The sequence below is a fragment of the Streptomyces sp. NPDC016677 genome (assembly GCF_055562815.1).
In genome coordinates, this window is the sequence record NZ_JBVHEO010000003.1 from 726,908 (window position 1) to 749,493 (window position 22,586).

19 protein-coding genes are annotated in these 22,586 nt (G+C 73.3%); 8 read left to right on the plus strand and 11 right to left on the minus strand.

The window, feature by feature from the left end:
• Positions 1–152: 152 nt before the first annotated feature.
• Positions 153–476: an STAS domain-containing protein gene (locus ACZ3IG_RS13110; protein WP_215165699.1), complete on the plus strand. Its 324-nt coding sequence runs from the start codon at positions 153–155 to the stop codon at positions 474–476.
• A 277-nt stretch (positions 477–753) separates the two neighbouring features.
• On the plus strand, positions 754–3,405 hold the full coding sequence (locus tag ACZ3IG_RS13115) for an ATP-binding protein (RefSeq protein WP_467431518.1): 2,652 nt from the start codon (positions 754–756) through the stop codon (positions 3,403–3,405).
• A gap of 63 nt (positions 3,406–3,468) precedes the next feature.
• Here ACZ3IG_RS13115 and nucS read toward each other — a convergent pair whose 3' ends face one another.
• Positions 3,469–4,140, minus strand: a complete 672-nt coding sequence (gene nucS / locus ACZ3IG_RS13120; RefSeq protein ID WP_467431519.1) for an endonuclease NucS — start codon at positions 4,138–4,140, stop codon at positions 3,469–3,471.
• A gap of 291 nt (positions 4,141–4,431) precedes the next feature.
• Here nucS and ACZ3IG_RS13125 point away from each other — a divergent pair, with 291 nt between their 5' ends.
• Positions 4,432–4,824, plus strand: coding sequence for an SCO5389 family protein (locus ACZ3IG_RS13125; protein WP_215165705.1), 393 nt, complete (start codon positions 4,432–4,434; stop codon positions 4,822–4,824).
• A 107-nt stretch (positions 4,825–4,931) separates the two neighbouring features.
• Here ACZ3IG_RS13125 and ACZ3IG_RS13130 read toward each other — a convergent pair whose 3' ends face one another.
• Positions 4,932–5,960, minus strand: coding sequence for an LLM class flavin-dependent oxidoreductase (locus ACZ3IG_RS13130; protein WP_467431521.1), 1,029 nt, complete (start codon positions 5,958–5,960; stop codon positions 4,932–4,934).
• 335 nt (positions 5,961–6,295) lie between these two features.
• On the opposite strand from ACZ3IG_RS13130, the gene ACZ3IG_RS13135 reads away from it, so the two are divergent.
• The gene (locus ACZ3IG_RS13135; RefSeq protein ID WP_467431522.1) at positions 6,296–6,628 is read left to right on the plus strand and encodes an ATP/GTP-binding protein; all 333 of its coding nucleotides are present in this window, start codon (positions 6,296–6,298) and stop codon (positions 6,626–6,628) included.
• A gap of 23 nt (positions 6,629–6,651) precedes the next feature.
• On the opposite strand, the gene ACZ3IG_RS13140 is transcribed toward ACZ3IG_RS13135, so the two are convergent.
• The 7 genes from ACZ3IG_RS13140 to mce form a co-directional block, all read right to left on the minus strand.
• Entirely contained in the window at positions 6,652–7,515 is an 864-nt protein-coding gene (locus tag ACZ3IG_RS13140; protein WP_467431523.1) for an ABC transporter permease subunit, read from the minus strand.
• Positions 7,512–8,777, minus strand: coding sequence for an ABC transporter ATP-binding protein (locus ACZ3IG_RS13145; protein WP_467431524.1), 1,266 nt, complete (start codon positions 8,775–8,777; stop codon positions 7,512–7,514). The genes ACZ3IG_RS13140 and ACZ3IG_RS13145 overlap by 4 nt, the downstream gene beginning before the upstream one ends.
• 123 nt (positions 8,778–8,900) lie before the next feature.
• Positions 8,901–9,677 carry an ABC transporter permease gene (locus ACZ3IG_RS13150; protein ID WP_467431525.1) on the minus strand — a complete coding sequence of 259 codons (777 nt, stop codon included), beginning with the start codon at positions 9,675–9,677 and terminating at the stop codon, positions 8,901–8,903.
• Positions 9,674–10,633, minus strand: a complete 960-nt coding sequence (locus tag ACZ3IG_RS13155; protein WP_467431526.1) for an ABC transporter ATP-binding protein — start codon at positions 10,631–10,633, stop codon at positions 9,674–9,676. The genes ACZ3IG_RS13150 and ACZ3IG_RS13155 overlap by 4 nt, the downstream gene beginning before the upstream one ends.
• Before the next feature lie 83 nt (positions 10,634–10,716).
• Entirely contained in the window at positions 10,717–11,652 is a 936-nt protein-coding gene (locus ACZ3IG_RS13160) for a coiled-coil domain-containing protein (protein WP_215165713.1), read from the minus strand.
• Positions 11,653–11,859: 207 nt separating this feature from the next.
• Positions 11,860–15,993: a polarized growth protein Scy gene (gene scy / locus ACZ3IG_RS13165; protein WP_467431527.1), complete on the minus strand. Its 4,134-nt coding sequence runs from the start codon at positions 15,991–15,993 to the stop codon at positions 11,860–11,862.
• A gap of 234 nt (positions 15,994–16,227) precedes the next feature.
• Positions 16,228–16,668, minus strand: a complete 441-nt coding sequence (mce, locus tag ACZ3IG_RS13170) for a methylmalonyl-CoA epimerase (protein ID WP_467431528.1) — start codon at positions 16,666–16,668, stop codon at positions 16,228–16,230.
• Positions 16,669–16,815: 147 nt separating this feature from the next.
• Between mce and ACZ3IG_RS13175 the strand changes: the two genes are divergently transcribed.
• Positions 16,816–18,015, plus strand: a complete 1,200-nt coding sequence (locus tag ACZ3IG_RS13175; protein ID WP_467431530.1) for an acetyl-CoA C-acetyltransferase — start codon at positions 16,816–16,818, stop codon at positions 18,013–18,015.
• 24 nt (positions 18,016–18,039) lie between these two features.
• Positions 18,040–19,017, plus strand: a complete 978-nt coding sequence (gene meaB / locus ACZ3IG_RS13180) for a methylmalonyl Co-A mutase-associated GTPase MeaB (RefSeq protein WP_467431531.1) — start codon at positions 18,040–18,042, stop codon at positions 19,015–19,017.
• A 75-nt stretch (positions 19,018–19,092) separates the two neighbouring features.
• Here the strand turns inward: meaB and ACZ3IG_RS13185 are convergent, their stop codons facing one another.
• On the minus strand, positions 19,093–19,809 hold the full coding sequence (locus ACZ3IG_RS13185) for a PepSY domain-containing protein (RefSeq protein WP_467431533.1): 717 nt from the start codon (positions 19,807–19,809) through the stop codon (positions 19,093–19,095).
• A 122-nt stretch (positions 19,810–19,931) separates the two neighbouring features.
• On the opposite strand from ACZ3IG_RS13185, the gene ACZ3IG_RS13190 reads away from it, so the two are divergent.
• Positions 19,932–20,597, plus strand: a complete 666-nt coding sequence (locus ACZ3IG_RS13190) for a response regulator transcription factor (RefSeq protein ID WP_467431536.1) — start codon at positions 19,932–19,934, stop codon at positions 20,595–20,597.
• The gene (locus ACZ3IG_RS13195; protein WP_467431538.1) at positions 20,594–22,012 is read left to right on the plus strand and encodes an ATP-binding protein; all 1,419 of its coding nucleotides are present in this window, start codon (positions 20,594–20,596) and stop codon (positions 22,010–22,012) included. Before ACZ3IG_RS13190 ends, ACZ3IG_RS13195 begins: the two co-directional genes overlap by 4 nt.
• Positions 22,013–22,018: 6 nt before the next feature.
• On the opposite strand, the gene ACZ3IG_RS13200 is transcribed toward ACZ3IG_RS13195, so the two are convergent.
• Positions 22,019–22,495, minus strand: a complete 477-nt coding sequence (locus tag ACZ3IG_RS13200) for a MarR family winged helix-turn-helix transcriptional regulator (protein ID WP_467431539.1) — start codon at positions 22,493–22,495, stop codon at positions 22,019–22,021.
• Positions 22,496–22,586 lie beyond the last annotated feature (91 nt).

Genomic DNA, 22,586 nt, shown 5'->3' on the forward strand with positions numbered 1-22,586 from the left:
TCGGTATCGGTTGGCTCACGAGTGGCAACCGCCGGGCGTTGCACACAGTCAGAGGGTGCAACACCCTCACCGCACACCGGGCACACCCAGCACACCGACCACCGGCACGAGACCACACCGCGGAGCACGAGACGCACGCACGGGGAGCGCATATGCACATCAGGGGCGACCACGCCGAGCTGGCCGTCGGGGGCCGCCTCGACGTCCGCAGCGCGGCGGACGCCCGTACGGCCCTGCACTCGGCCGTCGACGACGGGGCCGGCGACCTGGTGCTCGACCTGTCCGAACTGGACTCCTGGGACGCCACCGGACTCGGCGTGATCATGGGCGTCCACCGGCGGGCCGGCCGCTGCGGCCGGCGCCTGGTGCTGCGCGACGTACCGCCGCAGATGCAGCGCCTGCTGGTGGCCACCCGGCTGCACCGCATCCTGGCGATCGAGGGCGGCATCGGAGTGGAGACCCTGCCCAGGGTGTGACCCGACGGGCCGGCGGGGCCCGAGAGCCGGGCGAGACCGGACAGCCCCCGCCGAACCGCACGACACACCCAATCCTCACGAGACTGTGACGTCTCGGACGGCGCGGCACCCCGGACTGTCGGAGATACTGGACTACGGTTTAGGGTCTGGCTGCCCGCTGTCTCGACGACCCACTGGCGGGCCCGGACCAGAAGCGACAGCGCGGTGTGCGGCAAGGCCGGGAGGGTGGTCCCGACCGGTGACCGAAGCACACGACGCTTTTGGGGGGCTTGAACCTATGGACCCGAACAACCGGGGACCTGCGGAGTACGGCCAGGACGGCGACGGCGACACGCCGCGCCCACGCCCGCCCAGGGACCCCCTCACACCCGACTTCGGCCAGGCGGCGCCCGCGCTGGCCCGCACGGTGCAACTGGTCTCCGGCGACTTCCTGCTCACCGTCAACCCCGTCGACGGCAGCGAGATCGAGGTCTGCCCGCCGGGCGAGCGCCCCGCCCGCCCGCAGAAGCTGACCGCCACCGAACGCGCCGAGGTGGAACGCGCCGCCCGGCCCCCCGTCCCGCCCGGCCCGGCGCTGCCCGCGCTGCCGCTGCTGGCCCGCCAGGACGAGCGGGACCGCCTGGTGCGCCTGCTGGCCCGCGGCCGCTCCGTCCGCCTCACCGGCCCCGGCGGCTCCGGCCGCACCAGCCTCCTCGACCGCGTCGCCGAGGACTGCGCCGACCTCGCCCCCGACGGCGTGGTCCGCCTCAGCGGCTTCCACCGCTCGGCCGACGACCTGCTCTACGACCTCTTCCACGCCGTCCACCGCGCGCCGCTGCACCGCCCCTCGCGCGCGGAACTGCTCGACCACGTCCGGGAGATCGGCGCGGTCGTCGTCCTGGACGACGCCGAGTTCGGCGGCGCCGCGCTCGACGGCCTGCTGGACGCCACCCCCGAGTGCGCCTTCCTGATCTCCGCCACCCCCGAGGTGCCGGCCCCCTCCGCCGACGCGGCCGTCGAGGAGGTCTTCCTCACCGGCCTCGACCGCTCCGACGGCGTCGCCCTGCTGGAGCGCGCCGCCGGCCGGCCCCTCACCGAGGAGGAGGCCAACTGGGCCGGCGACCTCTGGTTCGAGTCCGAGGGCCTGCCGCTGCGCTTCGTCCAGGCCGGCGCCCTGCTGCGCCGCCGTGACCGGCTGCGGGCCGGCGCCGGCCCCGCCGACGAGTTCGGCGTCCCCACCGACGCCGCCCCCCAGGACGCGGTGCCGCACGCCGCGGACGCCGCCGACGACGTACCGCTGCCGTCCCTCGGGGAGGCCGCCGCGCCCGCGCCGCTGCTCGCCTCCACGCTCAGCGGCTCCGCCCGCGCCGCCCTGGAGTTCGCCGTCGCCCTCGGCGGCGAGGTGCCGCACCAGGCGCACCTGCCCGCGCTGGCCGGCGACACCCACGCGGACGCCGCCCTCGGCGAGCTGGCCGCCTGCGGCCTGGTCTCCCCGGTCGGCTCCCGCTACCGGCTCGCCGCCGGGGTGCTGACCCAGCTGGAGGCCGCCGGGTACGGCGACACCGCCGACGGCCGGCTCCTGGAGGCGGCCCGGCACTACGCCTGGTGGTCCGGACACCCCTCGGTCACCCCGGAGCGGGTCTGCGCCGAGGCCGACGCCGTCCTGGCCGCCCTGGCCGTGCTCGCGCCGGCCGCGACCCCGCCCGCCGAGGACCCCGAGACCGGCGAGGCCGAGGAGAACCCGGCCGTACGGCTGGCCCGCGCGGCGGCGCCCGCGTTCGCCGCCGGACTGCACTGGAGCGCCTGGGAGCGGGCGCTGCGCTCGGGCAGCGAGGCCAGCCGGCTCGCCGGTGACGTCGTCGAGCAGGCCTACTTCCACCACGAGCTGGGCGTCCTCGCGCTCTGCGAGGACCAGCTCGACCGGGCCCGCGCCGAACTGGAGGCGTCCGTCGCGCTGCGCGGCGCCGCCGCCGACCGGCGCGGCACCGTGGCCGGCCGCCGCGCCCTCGCCCTGGTCGCCGACCGCTCCGGCGACACCCCGGGCCTCGGCGCCGCCGGCCTGCCCGCCGCCGGGGCCGGTGCCGTCGGGATCGACGCCGCCGCGACCGCGTACGGCCCGACGGCGGGCGAGGAGGTGCCCGACGCCCGGCACGAGGAGTCGGCGACGCCGCCCGCCGGTGTCCCGGCGCCCTTCCCGCCGCTCCAGCCGACCCCGCAGTCCCCGACCGTGGTCACCCGCGGCGTCTCGGCCGGGGGCCGTTCCTCCCTGGGCCCGTCCCGCAAGGCCGGGGGCGGCATCAAGGGCTTCGCCCGGCGCAACCTGGTCGCGGCCGGCGCGAGCGCCCTGCTCGTCGCGGTGCTCGGCACGGTCGTCACCCTCGGCGCCACCTCCGACGGCGACGGCACCGACCCCTCGGACCAGGTCGGCGTCAACCCGTCCGCCAGCCAGGGCGTCGACGACGGCGGCCTGGGCGCCGACCGGCCCGAGGACGACGGCGGCAACGGCGCGGGGGAGCCCGGCGCGGCCGGCGCCGGCACCACCGACCCCGGCCCGGACGGCACTCCCGGCACCTCCGACGACCCGTCGCCCACGGGCACCGGGACCCCGTCGGACGGCCCGAGCGGCTCCCGCGGGCCGAGCGACCCGGACGACTCGGACGACCCCTCGACGACGGAGCCGCCGGACACCTCGGAGCCGCCGGACACGTCCGAGCCCCCGGACACCTCGGAGCCGCCGGACACGTCCGAGCCCCCGGACACGTCCGAGCCGCCGGACACCTCCGAGCCCCCGGACACGTCCGAGCCGCCCACCGAGTCGTCGCCGGAGACGTCCGACTCGGCCAGCGGGCCCACGACCACCACCAGCGCCTCCACGAGCGGCTCGGCGAGCGCGCCGCAGTCCAGCGCGAGCGGTACGGGGCCGGGCTCGGTGTCACCGCAGATCATCTGAGCCGGACAGGGCGGAGGGCCGGGAACCCCCAGGGGGCCCGGCCCTCGGTCGTACCGCCTCGGCTCAGAACAGCCGCAGCTTGTCGTCCTCGATGCCGCGCAGCGCGTCGTAGTCCAGCACCTGGCAGCCGATGCCGCGGTCGGTGGCCAGCACCCGGGCCTGCGGCTTGATCTCCTGGGCGGCGAAGACACCGCGCACCGGGGCGAGGTGGGGATCGCGGTTCAGCAGGTCGAGGTAGCGGGTGAGCTGCTCGACGCCGTCGATCTCGCCGCGCCGCTTGATCTCCACGGCGACGGTCCGCCCGTCGGCGTCCCGGCACAGGATGTCCACCGGTCCGATGGCCGTCGGGTACTCGCGGCGGATCAGGGTGTAGCCCTCGCCGAGGGTCTCGATGCGGTCGGCGAGCAGCTCCTGGAGGTGCGCTTCCACGCCGTCCTTGATCAGGCCGGGATCGACGCCCAGTTCGTGCGAGGAGTCGTGGAGGATCTCCTCCATCGTGATGATGAGCTTCTCACCCGCCTTGTTGACGACGGTCCACACACCCGCCTCGTCGCCGGTCCCCTCCTTCAGGACGCACGGCGGCGACATCCAGTTCAGGGGCTTGTAGGCCCGGTCGTCGGCGTGGATCGAGACGCTGCCGTCCGCCTTGACCAGGATCAGGCGGGGAGCCGAGGGCAGGTGCGCGGTGAGCCGCCCGGCGTAGTCCACGGAGCAGCGGGCAATGACGAGACGCATGGTCGGCAACGCTACTCGACCCGCCCGCCCCGGCGCGATTCGCACCCTGGGACGGCGCCGTCCGGCGCGATCACGGTCCGTCCCACTTCTCCCATAAGCCCCATCTTGCACACTGGCCGATTGTGTGCCTACGGCAATCGGCGCATCCGGCCATTCTCCTGGTGCGGTCCGGTCGGGGTGCTTACGGTATTCAACGGGAGGTCGCGAGTCGCGTACACAGCGTGTTCGTTGTCGCGGACTCCCTTTACTGTCCGGCAACCCCTGCTGGTCGGGGGTGCGAGAGGAGTACTCATGTCGCTCGACGTCTCACCGGCCCTACTCGAACAGGCCGAGCGAGGCGAGGTTGACGAAGCGGACTTCGTCGACTGCGTCCGGACCTCCCTGCCCTACGCGTGGGAGATGATCAGCTCCCTGGTGGCACAGCTGAAGGTCGACGGCGGAGAGTTCGCCGACAACCAGACGCCTCCGCCGGACGAGCAGGCACGCGGCCAGCTGCTGCGTGTGCTCGCGAGCGACGCGATACGCGGCGCCCTGCAGCGGCACTTCGGCGTCCGGCTGGCCTTCCAGAACTGCCACCGGGTGGCGGTCTTCCCGACCGATCCCTCGGTCGACGACACGCTGGCCCGTTTCACCTCGGTGCGCAACCAGTTGCTGAACCAGTCGCCCGAGCTGCGCGACTGCTGACGCCGGTGCTCGTCTGCTTGCCGCTCCGCACGCGGGAGGTGCGGTCCACCGGAGCGGCAAGCTCTGCGCGGCGGATCGGCGGAGCCGGGGGAGGATCTCGCGGCCGGTCAGCGGAGCTGGGGGAGCACCTCCGCGCCGAGCCGCCGTACGTTCTCCTCGGTGGCCGCGAGGTCGCCGGTGCCCTCCACCAGCAGGGCGAACCGGTCCACGCCGGTGCGCTCGCTGGTCGCCGCGAGCCGGTCGGCGCACAGCCGGGGGGTGCCGACGGGGTGCAGGCCGCAGAGCAGTTCGGTGTAGGCCAGCGGGTCGCGCATCCGCCGGGGGCGGCCGTCCACCGTGACGTGGGCGTCGAGCCCCTGCCGCAGCCAGCCCGGCATCGCCTTCGCCAGCGCCTCCGAGGCGTCGGCACGCCGGTCGGCGACCTGGCAGACGCCGGCCGAGACATGGGCGGCGGACCGGATCTCCTCGGCGGACCGGCCGGCCGCCCGCGCGTGCCGCCGCCACAGGGCGATCATCTCGGCCTTCTCCTCGTCGCCGACGTGCATCCCGAGCAGCATCGGCAGCGCCCGCTCGGCGGCCAGGCGGACGCTCGCCGGTGAGGTGCAGGCGACGACGACCTCCGGTCCGGCGGTGTCCGTGAGCGCCTCCGACGGCCGCGGGACGACCGGCACCGCACGGAACCGGAAGCGTTCCCCTATGGCCTCGACCGTCGGCTCCCGCAGCCAGCGCAGCAGCAGGTCGAGGGATTCCGGGAATCCCTTCTCGTACGCCTCCAGGCCCGCGCCGAAGACCTCCAGGTCGACCCAGGGTCCGCCGCGGCCCACGCCCAGCGAGAACCGGCCGCCGCTGGTCAGGTGGAGCAGCGCGGCCTGCTCACCGAGGGCCACGGGGTGGGCCGTGGGCAGTACGCTGACCGCCGTGCCGACCCTGAGGTGGCGGGTGCGGCCGAGCAGCAGCGCGGCCAGGGTCACCGCCGACGGGCAGGTGCCGTACGGCACGAAGTGGTGCTCGGCGAGCCAGGCCGTGTCCAGCCCCGCCTCCTCCGCGACCTCGGCCGAGCGGACCGCCCGGTGCAGTGCCTCCCCCTGGCCCTGCCCCGGGAACTGGGCCGCCAGCACGAAACTTCCTACGCGCATTGCCTTTTCCTGCTTCCTTGGCTCCGACACGGAGCTCCCCCACAGGGCATAACCGCCTGACACGTGCCGAGGACACGGCCGGGCGAGGGGATTTGCGGATTGTCTGCCGAATGGGCCGTCGGAGGGCCGTCAGCGGACCGTCGGCAGTCCGTTCAGCGGGCCTGCGGCAGACCGGCGAACGGGCCGTCCGGCAGGACGCCGGTGACCCCCGCGGCGCCCGTGACGCCCCGTGCGCGGATCTCCCGCCGCCCCGGGCGCCGTACGCGTACCCCTTGTCGCGCCCGCGTAGGCTGGTTACGGCCCGTACTTCCCTGTATAGACCCGTGAGGTGTCCCGTGTCCCCGCGTCGCAACCGACCCAAGGGAGCCGGTTCGTCCGGCCGCAGCGTCGAGGACGACCGTCCCGGCCGCTACGGCGGGTGGCAGTCCGCCGAGAGCTGGCAGGGCGAGGACTGGTACGTGCGGCACGTGGCGGGCGCGAGCGCGCAGGGCAAGTCCTACCGCTGCCCCGGCTGTGACCAGCTGATCCCGGACGGCGTCCCGCACGTGGTGGCCTGGCCCGACCACGCGGGCGTCGACGACCGCCGGCACTGGCACAAGTCCTGCTGGAACGCGAAGGACCGCCGCACCACACGGGTGCAGCGGTCCCGGAACGCGCCGCGGTTCTGACGCCCTGACGCCCTGACGCCCGCTCAGACGTCCCGCCGCTCCAGCAGCGCGAAGGCGACGCCGTAGACCACGGCCGTGATGCCGAGGATGATCCACAGTGGCTCCCAGCCCGACGGGCCGGAGTCCGACAGCGAGTTGGCGTAGAAGATGCTGAGCTGGTTCGGGATCGAGTACTCCAGCAGGAACCCCTGCACCTCGTTGAGCGACTCCGAGAACATGAACATCGCGATCACCAGCGGCGCCAGCAGCAGCCCGATCATGACGGTGATGGCGCCCGCCGAGTGGCGGATGATCGAGCCGACGGCGAGCGAGAGCAGGCCGAGCAGCGCCATGTAGAGGGAGACGCCGACGGTGGCCTTGAGCCAGTCCTGTCCGGTGGGCCCCTCCGCCCCGTCCAGCATGGCCACGTGCGCGAAGGCGACGAGTGTGACGGAGACCAGCGTCACCACGAACGAGATCAGGAAGAACACCAGGCCCTTGGCGGCCAGCACCCGTCCGCGGCTGGGGCAGGCGGTCATGGTGGTCCGGATCAGGCCGGTGCCGTACTCCGACGCCGTGGTCAGCACGCCGAGCGTCATCAGGCACATGCTGCCGAGCAGCAGGCCGAAGAAGCCCAGTTGCAGCGGGTCGCTGCCGGCCAGCTCGGCCTCGGTGCCGGCCACCACCGCGCCGACCAGCAGGCCGATGCCGACCACCAGCAGGACGAAGACGCCGAGCGTCCACAGCGTCGAGCGCACCGACCGGATCTTCGTCCACTCGGAGGCGACGGCGTGCATCAGGTTGGTGCGCACGACCGGGATGGGGGAGGTGTAACCGGCGTACGCCGGACCGGGCGCCGCCCACCGGTCGGGTGCGGCCTGCGGCATCGGGGGCTGGGGCGTGCTCATCGGGCGTCCTCGGGCTCGGTCGGGGAGGGAGTGGGAGAGGAGGCGGGGGCCGGGGCGGGAGGGGAAGAAGAGGGGGCGGGAGCGGGCGCCGGGGCCGCGGACTGCCCCGGGACCTGGCCGGGAGCTGCCTGCGGTGCCGCCTGCGCGTACGGGTTGGCCGGCGGCGCGGCGGGCGCCCCGGGTCCGCCGTACGGGCCCTGGGCGCCCTGCGCGGGGGGCGCGAACGGCTGCCCGCCCTGCTGGGGCGGCGGCGGGGCGTACCAGCCGGGCTGGCCCTGTCCGGGCACCGGCATCGGCGGCTGCGCGCCGGGCGGCAGGGGCTGCTGGAGCCCGGCCTTCTCGTCGACGGTCGAGCGGTAGTCGACGGCGCCCTGCGTCATCCGCATGTACGCCTCCTCCAGCGACGCCTGGTGCGGCGACAGCTCCCACAGCCGTACGCCGGCCTCGTGCGCGAGGTCGCTGATCCGGGGGAGCGGCAGCCCGGTCACCCGCAGCCCGCCGTCCTGTTCCGGCAGCACGTGGCCGCCCGCCTCGGTGAGCGCCGAGGAGAGCTTCTCGCGCAGCTGGGGTTCGGTGTCGGGGGTACGGACCCGGGCGAAGTCGGCGGAGTTGGCCGAGATGAAGTCCTTCACGCTCATGTCGGCCATCAGCTGTCCGCGCCCGATGACGATCAGGTGGTCGGCGGTCAGCGCCATCTCGCTCATCAGGTGACTCGACACGAACACCGTGCGGCCCTCGGCGGCGAGCGCCTTCATCAGGTTGCGCACCCAGAGGATGCCCTCGGGGTCGAGGCCGTTGACCGGCTCGTCGAAGAGCAGCACCTGGGGGTCGCCGAGCAGGGCCGCGGCGATGCCGAGCCGCTGGCCCATGCCGAGGGAGAAGCCCTTGGAGCGCCGCCTGGCGACGTCCTGGAGGCCGACCACGCCGAGCACCTCGTCCACCCGGCGGGCCGGGATGCCGGAGAGCTGGGCGAGGCTCAGCAGATGGTTGCGGGCGGCCCGGCCGCCGTGCACGGCCTTGGCGTCGAGGAGGGCACCGACCTGGCGGGGGGCGTTGGGCAGCTTGCGGTAGGGGAACCCGCCGATCGTCACGTGTCCCGCGGTGGGGTTGTCCAGGCCGAGGATCATCCGCATCGTCGTCGACTTGCCCGAGCCGTTGGGCCCGAGGAAGCCGGTGACAGTGCCGGGACGTACCTGGAAGGACAGGTTGTACACAGCGGTCTTGTCGCCGTAGCGCTTGGTCAGGCCGACAGCCTCGATCATGCTCCGCACCCATCGAAAGGATCAGGACAGCGGGGCGCACGCCCCCGTAAGAGTTAGGAGCTTATCCAGGCGCTGACGGTTCCGTTCACATCCGGGCGGACCAGGCCGCCCGACGGGCACTTCTCAGGCGTCCCGCCGCTTCAGCACCACGTAGCCGCCGACGAGGGCCGCGATCACCCAGAGCACCATGATGCCGAGGCCGCCCCACGGACCGTAGGGGGTGTCGTCGTCGAGCGGCGGGACCACTTCCATGATCTTGCTGCCGGCCTGGTCCGGCAGGAACCGCCCGACCTTCTTCGTCACGTCGACGCTGCCCAGGATGTTGGAGATGAGGAAGAAGAACGGCATCAGGATGCCCAGCGACAGCATCGGTGAGCGCAGCATCGCCGCGACGCCCATGGAGAACACCGCGATCAGCGTCATGTAGAGGCCGCCGCCGATCACCGCGCGCAGCACCCCGTCGTCGCCGATGGACGCGCTCAGGTCGCCCAGCATCGCCTGGCCGAGGAAGAAGGCGGCGAAGCTGGTGGCCATGGAGACCAGCAGGGCGAGCAGGGTGGCGACCACGATCTTGCCGGCCAGGAAGGTGCCGCGCTGGGGGACGGCGGCCAGCGAGGTGCGGATCATGCCGCTGCTGTACTCGTTGGCCACCACCAGCACCCCGAACACGATCATCGCGAGCTGGCCCAGGCTCATGCCGGCGAAGCTGATGAACGTCGGGTCGAAGGTGAGCCGGTCCTGCTCGTTCATGTTGTCGAACTGACTCTTCGACAGTGCCGAGATCAGCATGCCGAGGGCGATGGTGACGACCACGGCCAGCCCCAGCGTCCACACGGTGGAGGCCACCGACCGGATCTTGGTCCACTCCGAGCGGACCACCTGCGTCGCCGCCATGCTCATCCCTTCCTCCAGTCGCTGCCCCAGGGCTGTTGCCGCTGCGCGGCCGGCTGCCCGTCGTGCGCGTGGTACTCGACCGACTCCGCCGTCAGTTGCATGAACGCTTCTTCCAGGGAGGCCCGCTGGGGACTCAGCTCATGCAGCACGATCCGGTGCCGCGCGGCCAGTTCGCCGATCGCCTCGGCCTTGTCGCCGTCCACCTCCAGCGCCTCGTCCGTGGTCCGTGCCGGAGTGATCCCGGCCTCCGACAGCGCGTCCAGCAACCGCTCCCGCTCCGGGCTGCGGACCCGGACGTAGGAGCGCGAGTTCTCGGCGATGAACTGGGCCATCGAGGTGTCGGCCAGCAGCCGGCCCTGCCCGATGACGACCAGGTGGTCCGCGGTCAGCGCCATCTCGCTCATCAGGTGACTCGACACGAACACCGTCCGCCCCTGGGCCGCGAGGGTCTTCATCAGGTTCCGGATCCAGTGGATGCCCTCGGGGTCGAGGCCGTTGACCGGCTCGTCGAACATGAGGATGCGGGGGTCACCGAGCAGGGCGCCCGCGATGCCGAGCCGCTGCCCCATGCCGAGCGAGAACCCCTTGGCCTTCTTCTTCGCCACCGCCGTCAGGCCCACCGTGTCCAGTACCTCGTGCACCCGCCGCGCCGGAATCCCGTTGGCCTGCGCCAGACAGAGCAGGTGGTGGTACGCGCTGCGCCCGCCGTGCATCGCCTTGGCGTCCAGCAGCGCGCCGATGTACGTCAGCGGGTTCTTGAGCTGGTCGTAGTGGATGCCGTCGATCCGGACGTCCCCGGCGGTGGGCCGGTCCAGGCCCAGCACCATCCGCATGGTCGTCGACTTGCCCGCGCCGTTGGGTCCGAGGAAGCCCGTGATGATCCCCGGCCGGACGGTGAAGGACAGGTTGTCGACCGCCACCTTCTCGCCGTACCGCTTGGTCAGCCCCGAAAGCTCGATCATGCCGCCCACGCTAGAACGCGACGTAGCCCCCTGCCACCCCAGTGGCAGAGGGCTACGTCAATGGTCCGACCCGGGTGTGGACGTCAGCGGGACTGCTGGGCGGGCACTCCGCGGGAGATGGAGTCGTCGTCGGTGGACGAGCCGGCGGCGGCCACCGCGGCGCCCGTGAGGGTCGCCAGCATCTCGCGCACGTTGGTGAGCTGCGCGTTGATGGAGTCGCGGCGGTTGGTGAGGGCGGCCAGCTCGCGCTCGGATTCCGAACGGATGCGGTCGGCCTTGGCGTTGGCGTCGGCCACGATGTCCTCGGCCTGGCGCTGCGCCGTCTCCACGGTCTGGCGGGCGCGGCGCTCGGCGTCCGTGCGCAGCTTCTCCGCCTCCAGCCGGAGCTGCTCCGCGCGGTGCTCGATCTCCGCGAGGCGCTTCTCGGCCTTGGCCTGACGGGAGGCCAGGTCGCGCTCGGACTGCTCGCGCCGCTTGGCCAGGTTGGTCTCGAAGTCGGCGGCGGCCTGCGCGGCCTTGGCGCGGGTCTCCTCGAAGAGGGCGTCGGCCTCCTCGCGCTTGGACTGCGCGTCCTTCTGGGCCTCGGCACGCAGCTGCGAGGCGTCACTCTTGGCCTTCTCGACGATCCGGACGCCCTCGTCCTCCGCCTTGGCCTTGCGGTCGGTCGCGTACGACTCGGCGTCGTTGCGCACCTGCTGGGCGGCCGACTCGGCCAGCTCGCGGTGCTGTTCCGCCGCGCGCCGGGCCTCCTCGCGCAGTTCCTTCGCCTCTTCCTCGGCGAGCCGCAGGATCTTCTCGACCCGCGCGCCGAGCCCGGCGTACGACGGCTCGGCGTCGGAGACCTGGGCCTGGGCGTTCTGCGTTTCGAGGTGAAGCTCCTCGATGCGCTTTTCCAGAGCGGTGATGCGGGCGAGAGCGCTGTCACGGTCGGAGACGAGCTTGGAGATTCGTTCGTCCACCTGAGCGCGGTCGTACCCACGCCGCACAAGCTCGAAGCCGTAGGGGGAAGTGTCGCTCATGGGGTTCCTGTCGAATGAGACCGGTGAGGTGATAGGTGGAATCCTAGGGGCCAACGCGGTGTGTAATCGAGCGGATGCGTGTTTGATCTGGAGAATGACACCTCTTTTGAGTGGCGGACACGCCGATGGCTCGCTCAAGTTTTGGTCAAAGCTCTAGCCGAGAGTGCCGACCAAAGGCCTCAGGAGACACCGAAGCCGCCCTCAACGCTACCCGTCTGACGACTTGCCACCCGAACGAGGGGCCCCGACCGTCGCTCCGGCCTTGACCCCGGCGTCCTTGCCCCCGGCCGGTGCCTCGAAGGACTCCAGCGCCTCCAGCACGTCCTGCACCCGGGAGATCTCCGCGTTGATGTCCTCGCGGCGCCGGACCAGGATCTCCAGTTCGCGCTTGCCCTCCTCGACCGTGCGACGGGCCTCGCGGACCGCCTCGGCCTTCAGCTCCTCGGCCTCCTTCACCAGCTTGGCCTTCTTCTGCTCGGCCTCCTTGAGCAGCCCCTCGGCCTTCTTCACCGCGGCGATACGCACCTTGCCCGCCTCGGAGTTGGCCTCCGAGACGATCTCCTTGGCCTTCGCCTCCGCCTTGGCGAGCTGCTCCTCGGCGGCCTTGACCAGCGCGTCGCACCGGTCGCCGGCCGACTTCATCGTCTCGGCGGCCTCCCGCCGCGCCCGCTCGTGCAGCTCCTCGATCTCACTGGTGAGCCGGTCGCGCAGCTCCTCCGCGCGCTCCCGGATGGCGGTGGCGTCCCGGCGGGCGCCGACCAGCAGCTCGTCGGCGTCGGTACGGGCCTTCTCCACCCGGGTGTTGCCCTCGACCGTCGCCTCGGCCACGATCCGGTCGGCCTCGGCACGGGCCACGCCGACCATCGTGTCGGCCTGCCCCTCCGCCTCCGCGGTGGTCTTCTGCGCCTGCTGCCGGGCCTCGGTGAGCAGCTTGTCGGCCTCGGCCGTGGTCTCCGTGATGAGCTTGTCGACCTGCTCGGCCGCCTCCGAGCGCCGCTTGTTGGCCTCCTTGCGGGCCTCGTCCAGGGCGCGTTCGGCCTCCTCGCGGGCGGCCGTCGTCACCCGCTCGGCCTCCGCCGCCGCCTCCGCCTCGGCCCGCTGCGCCTCGGCACGGATCCGCTCGGCGTGCTGCTGCGCGGAACCCACCGTCTCGGCGGCCTCGGCACGCAGCCGCTCCGCCTCCCCGGCGGCCTCCGACAGCACCTGGTCGGCCCGGGCCGCCGCCTCGCTCCGTACCCGCTCGGCCTCGGCCAGCGCCTCCGTACGGACCCGCTCGGCCTCCGCGACGGTCTCCGTGCGCAGCCGGTCGGTGTCGTCGAGGGTCTCCGCGGTCAGCCGCTCCGCCTCGGACCGGGCCTCGGTGATCAGCCGGTCCGCCTGCTCCGCCGCGTCCTGGCGCAGCCGGTTGGCGTCCTCCCGGGCCTCGGTGCGGGCGCGGGTCGCGGCCTCCTCGGCATCGCTGAGCGTCTTCGACGCCTCGGCCCGCATCCGGTCGGTCTCGGCGACCGTCTCGGCGCGCAGCCGGTCCGTCTCCGCGACCGTCTCCGCCGTCAGCCGCTCGGCCTCGGACCGGGCCTCGGTGATGAGCGTGTCCGCCTGCGTCGCCGCGTCGGACCGGATGCGGTTGGCGTCCTCGCGGGCGTCCGCCCGGGTGCGCGCCGCGCTCTGCTCGGCCTCGGCGATGGTGTCCGACGCCTCGGTGCGCACCCGCTGGGCGTGCTCGGCGACGTCCGCGCGGACGCGGTCGGCCTCGGCGATCGCCTCGGACACGGTCCGCTCGGCGAGCGCCTTGGCGGCCTCCGTCTCGTCCCGCGCCTCGCGCCGCAGCCGGGTCGCGTCCTCGCTCGCCCGCTCCCGCTCGGCGTAGGCGTCGGCGCGGACCCGGTCCGCCTCCTGTTCGGCCTCGCGCCGGGCGCGGTCCGCCGCGTGCTCGGCGGCGCTGCGCAGCCCGGCGATCTCCTCCTGGGCCTGCTCGTGCAGCCCCGCGACGGAGTCCCGTACCTGGGTGGCGTGCTGCTCGGCCGCCGACACCATCTCGGTGGCCCGCCGGTCCGCCTCCTCGACCAGCCGGACCGCCTCGGCCTGCGCCTCCTCCACGCGGGTGCGCGCCGAGGCCAGCAGCTCCTCGCTCTGCTCCCGGGCCCGCTCCCGCTCCTGCCCGGCCTCCTGGCGGGCCGAGCCGAGCAGCTCCTCCGCCTCGCGGCGGCGCCGGGCGGCCTCCTCCTGGGCGGCGGCCAGGGTCTCGGACGCCTCGGCGGCGATCCGCTCGGCGGCGCTCTGCGCCTCCGCCCGCACCCGGTCGGCGCTCTCCTGCGCCTCCGACTTCAGCCGCTCGGCCTCGCTCGCCGCCTCGGACCGCAGGCGTACGGCGACGGCCTCGCCCTCCGCGCGGGAGGCGGAGGCGTCGGCCGCGGCCTCGTCGCGCAGCCGCTCGGCCTCCTCCTCGGCCTGCTGCTGGAGCGTACGGATCCGCTCGGCCGCCTCGACGCGCTGCCGCTCGGCCTCCTCGGCGGCCTCCCGGCGGATCCGGCCGGCCTCCTCGCGGGCCTCGGCCAGCGCCTGCTCGGCCGCGGTGAGCCGCTCCTCGGCCTCCGTCTGGAGCCGGGTCAGCTCCTCGGCGGCCTCCGCCCTGCGGGCCTCGACGCCCCGCTCGGTCTCCTCGCGCAGCTCGGCGGCGGCGCGCTCGGCGTCCGCCCGCAGCTCCTCGGCCGCCTCGACGGCCTCCGCGCGGTGCCGCTCGGCCTCCGCCCGCGTACGCTCCAGGGTCTCCTCGGCCTGCCGGCGCAGCGTCGTGGCCCGCTCGATCGCCTCGGTGCGGACCTTCTCGCTGTCCGTGGTCGCGGTCTGCCGCAGCTCCTCGGCGTCCGCCTTGGCCTTGGCGAGCAGCTCCTCGGCGGACTTGGCCGCCTCCTCGATCTGCTGGACGGCCTCCTTGCGGGCCTCGGCGCGGATCTTCTCGCCCTCGGCGACCGCGTCGGCGCGCAACTGCTCGGCCTCGCCGCGCAGCCGCCGCGCCTCCTCCTGCAGCTCGACCGTCTTGGCCCGGTACTCCTTGGTGTCGTCCTTCGCCGCGCCCTTGAGCTCCTCGGCGATGTCGTGCGCCTCGGCGCGCAGCCGGTCCGCCTCGGCCTCCGCCTCGGTGCGGATCCGCTCGGCCTCCTCGGTGGCGGCCTTGGTGGTCCGCTTGGCCTCCTCGGACGCCTTGTTGAGCACCTCCTCGGCGGTCCGGGCCGCCTTGGAGAGCTGGCTCGCGGTCTCCTCGGCGGTGATCGTACGGGCCTTCTCGGCGGCCTCGGCGACGATCTTCTCGGCCTCCGCGCGGGCGTCCGCGACGACCTGCTCGGCCTCCTCCTTGGTGGCCTCGGCCTCCTTGGTGGCCTCGCCGACCAGCCGGGCGACCTGCTCCTTCGCCGTCCGCGTCCGCGTCTCGTTGGCCGCCTCGGCGCTCGCCAGGGCCTTGGCGGCGGCCTCCTCGGCCTCGGTGACCACCTTCTGGGCCTCGCTCTGCGCCTTGCGCAGGGCCTCCTCGGCCTCGGCCATCCGCTGCTCGGCGGTCCGGCTCAGCTCCTGGGCGCGGCGGCGGGCCTCCTCGGACTCGGTGGCGGTGGTGCTGCGCAGCCGCTCGGCGTGGTCGGTGGCCTCCTGGGCCTGGCCCGCGGCCGTGTTCAGCAGCCGCTCGGCGTCCGCGCGGGCGCGGCGCAGCAGTTGCTCGGCCTCGGCCCGCGCGGCCTCCGCTTCGCCGCGCAGCCGCTGCCGGGCCTCGGCGGTCAGCCGCTCGGCCTCCGCGCGGGCGGCGCTCATGGCCTGCTCGGCCTCGGCCCGGGACTCGTCCAGGAGCCGGCGGGCCTGCTGCTCGGTACGGGCGCGCAGCTGCTCGGCCCACGCCACGTTCTCGTTGACGTGGCTCTCGACGGTCTGCCGGCGCTCGGCCAGCTCCTGGTCGAGCTGCTGGCGCCGGTTGACCGCCTCCTGGTGCAGCTCCGCCTGGAGCCGGGCCGCCTGCTCGGCGTGCTCCTGGAGGATGCGCTGGGTCTGCGCGCGGGCCTGGCTCAGCTCACGCTCGGCGTCCGCCCGGATCTGGTCGGCCTGCACCTGCGCGTCGCGCAGCAACTGCTCGGCGCGGTACCCGAGATCGCCGCCGTCGAAGGCGGGCCGGGACATGATGGTGCGCCGCGCCTCGTGCAGCTTGGCGCGCAGCACCTCGACCTGGTAGCCGAGGTCCTCGGCGTGCTGGATCGCCTTTTCCCGCTCGGTCTTCAGCCGCTTCATCTCGGCCTCGAACCGAGAGAGGTGGTCGACGTCAGCCGCCGGCTCTCGCTCCTGGCTCTCGTAGCCCCGCACTGCGCGGTCCCATCCGTCCCCTGGTCGCAACACTCTCCGAACGAACCCCGGCCGTCCGCCGAACGGGGCCCCCGGGGAATGGTGTCAGATCAACGGCGGAGCATGTGCTGCTGCCCCGGCGCTCGTCCCCCGAAACCCGGACCCCGGCTACGGCCCCACCGTCGCCGACGGGGCCGGGTCACCCTGGATCGAGCGGCGACCGCACCCAACCCTACCGGCCCCTATGTACGAGGGTCAGTGCTCAGGTGACTCAACAGCCGCCGATGTGACCAGTTCTGTGAGTACGCCATGACAGTCCTTCGGATGCAGGAAGGTGATCCGCGACCCCATCGAACCCCGGCGCGGCTCGTCGTACAGCACACGGACGCCCTTCTCCCGGATGTCCGCCGCGTCCCCGTCGACGTCCGCCGTCCCGAAGGCGATGTGATGCACGCCCTCCCCGTTCTTGGCCAGCCACTTGCCCACGGCGGAGTCCTCCCGGGTCGGCTCCAGCAACTGGAGGTACGAGGATCCCCCGTCCGACGTATCGTTGATCTTGAGCATGGCCTCGCGTACGCCCTGCTCCTCGTTCACCTCGGTGTGGAACACCTCGAAGCCGTAGGTGGTCCGGTAGAACTCGACGGTCGCGTCGAGATCATGACAGGCGATTCCGATGTGGTCGATCCGCGTCAGCATGGGTTCAGTGGAGCGCTGTACGGGCGGTCACGCAACGTGCGCGCGATCACACCGACGGCCCGATGACGGGTGGCATACCGCTCGGTACCTTCGAGTAAACCCTCGTTCACTCCTCGGCCGCGCAGGCCGGTAAGGAGATCGCAGCTCATGGCTTCCACTACGAACAGCTCGGTGATCGTCGCGGGTGCGCGCACCCCCATGGGACGCCTCCTCGGCTCCCTGAAGTCCTTCTCCGGGGCCGACCTCGGCGGCTTCGCGATCAAGGCCGCCCTCGACCGTGCGGGGATCGGCGGCGACCAGGTCCAGTACGTGATCATGGGCCAGGTGCTCCAGGCGGGTGCCGGACAGATCCCGGCCCGGCAGGCCGCCGTCAAGGCCGGCATCCCGATGAACGTCCCGGCGCTCACCGTCAACAAGGTCTGCCTCTCCGGTCTCGACGCCATCGCGCTGGCCGACCAGCTGATCCGGGCCGGCGAGTTCGACATCGTCGTGGCCGGCGGCCAGGAGTCCATGACCAACGCCCCGCACCTGCTGCCGGGGTCCCGCGAGGGCTTCAAGTACGGCGCGATCGAGATGATCGACGCGATGGCGTACGACGGTCTGACCGACTCCTTCGAGAACATCGCGATGGGCGAGTCCACCGAGAAGCACAACACCCGCCTCGGCCTCACCCGCGCCGAGCAGGACGAGATCGCCGCCCTCTCCCACCAGCGGGCGGCGGCGGCCCAGAAGAACGGGATCTTCGAGGCCGAGATCACGCCGGTGGAGATTCCCCAGCGCAAGGGCGACCCGGTGCTGTGCGCCACCGACGAGGGCATCCGCCCCGACACCACCGCCGAGTCGCTCGCCCGGCTGCGCCCGGCGTTCACGAAGGACGGCACGATCACCGCCGGCTCCTCCTCGCAGATCTCCGACGGTGCGGCGGCCGTGGTCGTGATGAGCCGGGCCAAGGCCGAGGAACTGGGTCTGGACTGGCTGGCCGAGATCGGCGCCCACGGCAATGTGGCCGGGCCGGACAACTCTTTGCAGTCGCAGCCGTCGAACGCGATCCGGCACGCGCTCGGCAAGGAGGGCCTGGACGTCTCCGACCTCGACCTGATCGAGATCAACGAGGCGTTCGCGGCGGTCGCCGCGCAGTCAATGAAGGACCTCGGCGTCTCCTCCGAAAAGGTGAACGTGAACGGCGGCGCCATCGCCCTCGGCCACCCCATCGGCATGTCCGGCGCCCGCCTCGTACTCCATCTCGCGCTGGAGCTGAAGCGGCGCGGCGGCGGCACCGGCGCGGCGGCCCTGTGCGGCGGCGGCGGTCAGGGTGACGCGCTGATCGTCCGGGTACCCAAGGCCTGACCGCGTCCGAAGGGAGCTGTGCGCATGCAGGACGTCTCCGCGCTGGTGGCCCAGGCCAGGGAAGGCCGGCCGCGTGCCGTGGCCCGGCTCGTCTCCCTGGTGGAGGGGGCGTCCGGCCAACTCCGCGAGGTCATGGCGGCCCTGGCCCCGCTGACCGGAGGGGCGTACGTCGTCGGCCTCACCGGATCACCGGGCGTCGGCAAGTCGACGTCGGCCTCGGCGCTGGTGGCGGCCTACCGCAAGCAGGGCAAGCGGGTCGGCGTCCTGGCCGTCGACCCCTCCTCCCCCTTCTCCGGCGGCGCCCTGCTCGGCGACCGGGTCCGGATGGGCGACCACACCTCCGACCCCGGCGTCTACATCCGCTCCATGGCGACCCGGGGCCACCTCGGCGGCCTCGCCTGGGCCGCGCCGCAGGCGATCCGCGTCCTGGACGCGGCGGGCTGCGACGTGATCCTCGTCGAGACGGTCGGTGTCGGCCAGTCGGAGGTGGAGATCGCCTCCCAGGCCGACACCTCCGTCGTCCTGCTCGCCCCCGGCATGGGCGACGGCATCCAGGCGGCCAAGGCCGGGATCCTGGAGATCGGCGACGTGTACGTCGTCAACAAGGCCGACCGCGAGGGGGCGGACGCCACCGCGCGCGAGCTGAACCACATGCTGGGCCTCGGCGACTCCCGCGCCCCCGGCGACTGGCGCCCGCCCATCGTCAAGACGGTCGCGGCGCGCGGCGAGGGGACGGACGAGGTCGTCGAGGCGCTGGAGAAGCACCGGGCGTGGATGGAGGAGCGGGGCCTGCTCACCGAACGGCGCCGGGCCCGGGCCGCCCGTGAGGTGGAGACCATCGCGGTGACGGCCCTGCGCGAACGCATCGGCGACCTGCACGGCGACCGTCGCCTGGGAGCGCTGGCGGAACGGATCGTGGCGGGGGAGCTGGACCCGTACCGGGCGGCGGACGAACTGGTGGCGGGGCTGACGGAGGGGACGGCGGCGGGGACGGCGGGCTGACGGGCGGCTGGTGCCTCCGTGCCGCCTACCGGCCGCCGTCGTCATCGCCGTTGCCGCCGCCCTCGTCAGTCGTCGTCAGTCGTCGGAGTCGCCGTCGTCGTCGGAGCTGCCGTGGCCGTCGTCGTGGTGGTCGTCGTCACGGCCGTTGTCGTCACGGCCGTTGTCGTCGTGGTCGGAGTCGTCGTCCCGGTCCGCCGTGACCTTGCCCGAGTCCAGGCCGACCCGCCACTCCCGCTCGCCCTCGCCGGAGGTGCGCGTCTCGACCTCCCAGCCCTTGTCCCGGCCGTCGTCGTCCAGGTCGACGGAGGTCACCGCGCCCTTGCCGGCCACGGCCCGCGCGGCCTCGGCGGCGGTGACCGAGCCGCCCTTCAGCGCCGCCCGCACCTCGCCGGTGTCGTCCTCGTCGTCGTCGGTGCGGGAGCCGAGGACCGACCCGTCGGCGGGGTCGATCCGGACGCTGTGCCAGGTGCCGTCACCGCCCAGGACGTCGACGTCCCACGAGGCCGCCTCGTCCTCGTCGTCCTCGTCGTCCAGCTCGGCGGAGACAGCCGTACCGGAGGTGTCCTTCAGGGCGGCGGCGATCGCCTGGGCCGCCGTCACCTTCGTACCGGCCGCCGTCACCGCCGAACCGTCCGCCGTGTCCTCCGAGCCGTCCGCCCGGACGCCCTCCGCGGTCCGCGACACGGCCCCCTGGCCTTCCCCGCTCTCCCCGCCGACCGCGACCGCCGTGACCGTGCCCCCGCCGATCAGCGCGGCGGCCGTGACGGCGGCGATGACGATGTTGCGCTTCATGAGAAGTTCCTCCCGAGTCGGTTCGTTTCTCCCTGACGTGGCTTCACTGTCACGGACCGACGCTGAGAGGAACCTGAAGCCTCCTGAAGGAATCTTCAGGAGCCCTCTGCGACCCTCCCTGTATGCGCCTGTTGATCGTGGAGGACGAGAAGCGACTGGCCCTGTCGCTGGCCCGGGGCCTGACGGCCGAGGGCTATGCCGTGGACGTCGTCCACGACGGCCTTCAGGGCCTGCACCGGGCCGGTGAGGGCACCTACGACCTGGTGATCCTCGACATCATGCTGCCCGGCATGAACGGCTACCGCGTCTGCGCCGCCCTGCGCGCCGCCGGCCACGAGGTGCCGATCCTGATGCTGACCGCCAAGGACGGCGAGTACGACGAGGCGGAGGGCCTGGACACGGGCGCGGACGACTACCTCACCAAACCCTTCTCGTACGTCGTCCTCGTCGCCCGGATCAAGGCGCTGCTGCGCAGGCGGCAGGGGCCCGGGGCCTCCCCGGTGCACGTCCACGGGGACCTGAGGGTCGACACGGCCGCCCGCCGGGTCTTCCTCGCGGGCGAGGAGGTGACGCTGACCGCGCGGGAGTTCGCCGTACTGGAACAACTGGTGGTGCGGGCCGGCGAGGTGGTCTCCAAGGGCGAGATCCTGGAGCACGTGTGGGACTTCGCCTACGAGGGCGACCCGAACATCGTCGAGGTGTACGTCAGCGCCCTGCGGCGCAAGCTGCGCGCCGGGCTCATCGTGACCGTCCGCGGCGCCGGATACCGCCTGGAGGCGGGCCGATGAGCCGCCTCCTCGGCTCCGTCCGGGCCCGCGCGACGCTCGCCGCCACCCTGGTGGTCGCCGTGGCGCTGGTCGCCGCCGGGACCGCCGTACTGCTGTCCCTGCGCTCGAACCTGCTGGGTGAGGCCGGCACCTCGGCCGAGCGCTCCGCACGGGAGGTCGCCGCCCAGCTCGCCGCCGGCACCCCCTACGACGACCTGTCCCTGGACGTGGACGGCCGGCCGGTGCAGGTGGCCGGCGAGGACGGCGTGCTGGTCGCCGCCAGCGAGGACCTGGAGCGGATCAGCGGCACCGGCCTGGACGACGTCCGCCCGAGCCCGTCGCCCGCCGCCACCACCGGCGACGAGGACGACGAGGACGGCGACGACGGCGAAGGTCTGGAACCCGGCGAGATCGGCGAAGGGACGACCATCACCGACGGCTCCGCGACGATCGACGGCGACACGGAGGACTACCGCTTCGCCGCCGTCACCGTGGAGACCGACGACCGCGGCACCCTCACCGTGTACGCGGGCTCCCCGCTCTCCGCGGAACACGGCGCCGTACGCACCGCGCTGACCGTCATGCTGATCGGCTTCCCGTGCCTGGCGGCCGTCGTCGCCGCCGTCACCTGGCTGGTCACCCGGCGCGCGCTGCGCCCGGTCGAGGGCATCCGGCGCGAGATGGCCGCGATCACCGCCTCCGAGGACCTGGCCCGCCGCGTCCCGGTACCGGACACCCACGACGAGGTCGCCCGCCTCGCCCTGACCACCAACGAGACCCTGGCGGCCCTCCAGACCTCGGTCGAACGCCAGCGCCGCTTCGTCGCGGACGCCTCCCACGAACTGCGCAGCCCCATCGCGTCCCTGCGCACCCAGCTCGAAGTGGGCGCCGCCCACCCCGAGTTGCTGGACGTCGAGGGAGCCGTCGAGGACACCGTACGGCTCCAGCGGCTCGCCGCCGACCTGCTGCTGCTCGCCCGCCTCGACGCGGGGGAGCGCCCGGCCGACGCCCCCGTGGACCTGGCCGCGCTCGCCCGGGAGCAGGCGGAGGGCCGGGCCGGGGTGACCGTACGGTCGTCGGAGCCGCACGTGACGGTCGAGGGCTCCCGGGGCCAACTGGGCCGGGTGCTGGCCAACCTGCTGGACAACGCCCAGCGGCACGCCCGCGCCACGGTCGAGGTCTCCGTACGGCGCGAGGGCGACACGGCCGTGGTCGCGGTCGCCGACGACGGCGAGGGCGTCCCGGCCGCCGACCGGGACCGGATCTTCGAACGCTTCGTACGCCTCGACGCGGCCCGCAGCCGCGACGACGGCGGTGCCGGCCTCGGCCTCGCGATCGCCCGGGACGTCGCCGTACGCCACGAGGGCACCCTCACCGTCCGCGAGGCCCCCCAGGGCGGCGCCCTCTTCGAACTCCGCCTGCCCGCCGCCCCGTAGCGACGGTCAGGGACGGCCGCGCTGCCCCCGCAGATGATCGGCGATGGGCCGCAGCGCCTTGTCCAGCTCGGTCAGCGCCTCGGGGGACAGCAGGTCGATGAAGTGCTTGCGCACGGACGCCACGTGGTGCGGCGCGACCTTCCGCATGGTCGCCATGCCGTGCTCGGTGAGCACCGCGTACAGCCCCCGGCGGTCGGACTCGCAGTTCTCCCGCCGTACCAGATCGGCGTTCTCCATGCGCGTGATCTGGTGCGAGAGGCGGCTCTTGGACTGGAGGGTGGCGGTGGCGAGGTCGCTCATCCGCATCCGCACGTCGGGCGACTCGGAGAGGTTCACCAGGATCTCGTAGTCGTTCATTGTCAGGCCGAACGGCTGAAGGTCCTTTTCGAGCTGGTAGGTCAGCAGCTTGTTGACCTCCAGGTGGGTGCGCCAGGCGGACTGCTCCGCATCGGTCAGCCAGCGGGTGGCCGTCTCGGTCTCCATGGATGAAGTCTACCTAAGAAGTTGAAAGGCGAACTAGTAAGAGTGATCGAGTGGCGGTGCGCACGCGTTCGAGGTCACCCTCCGCAGGGTA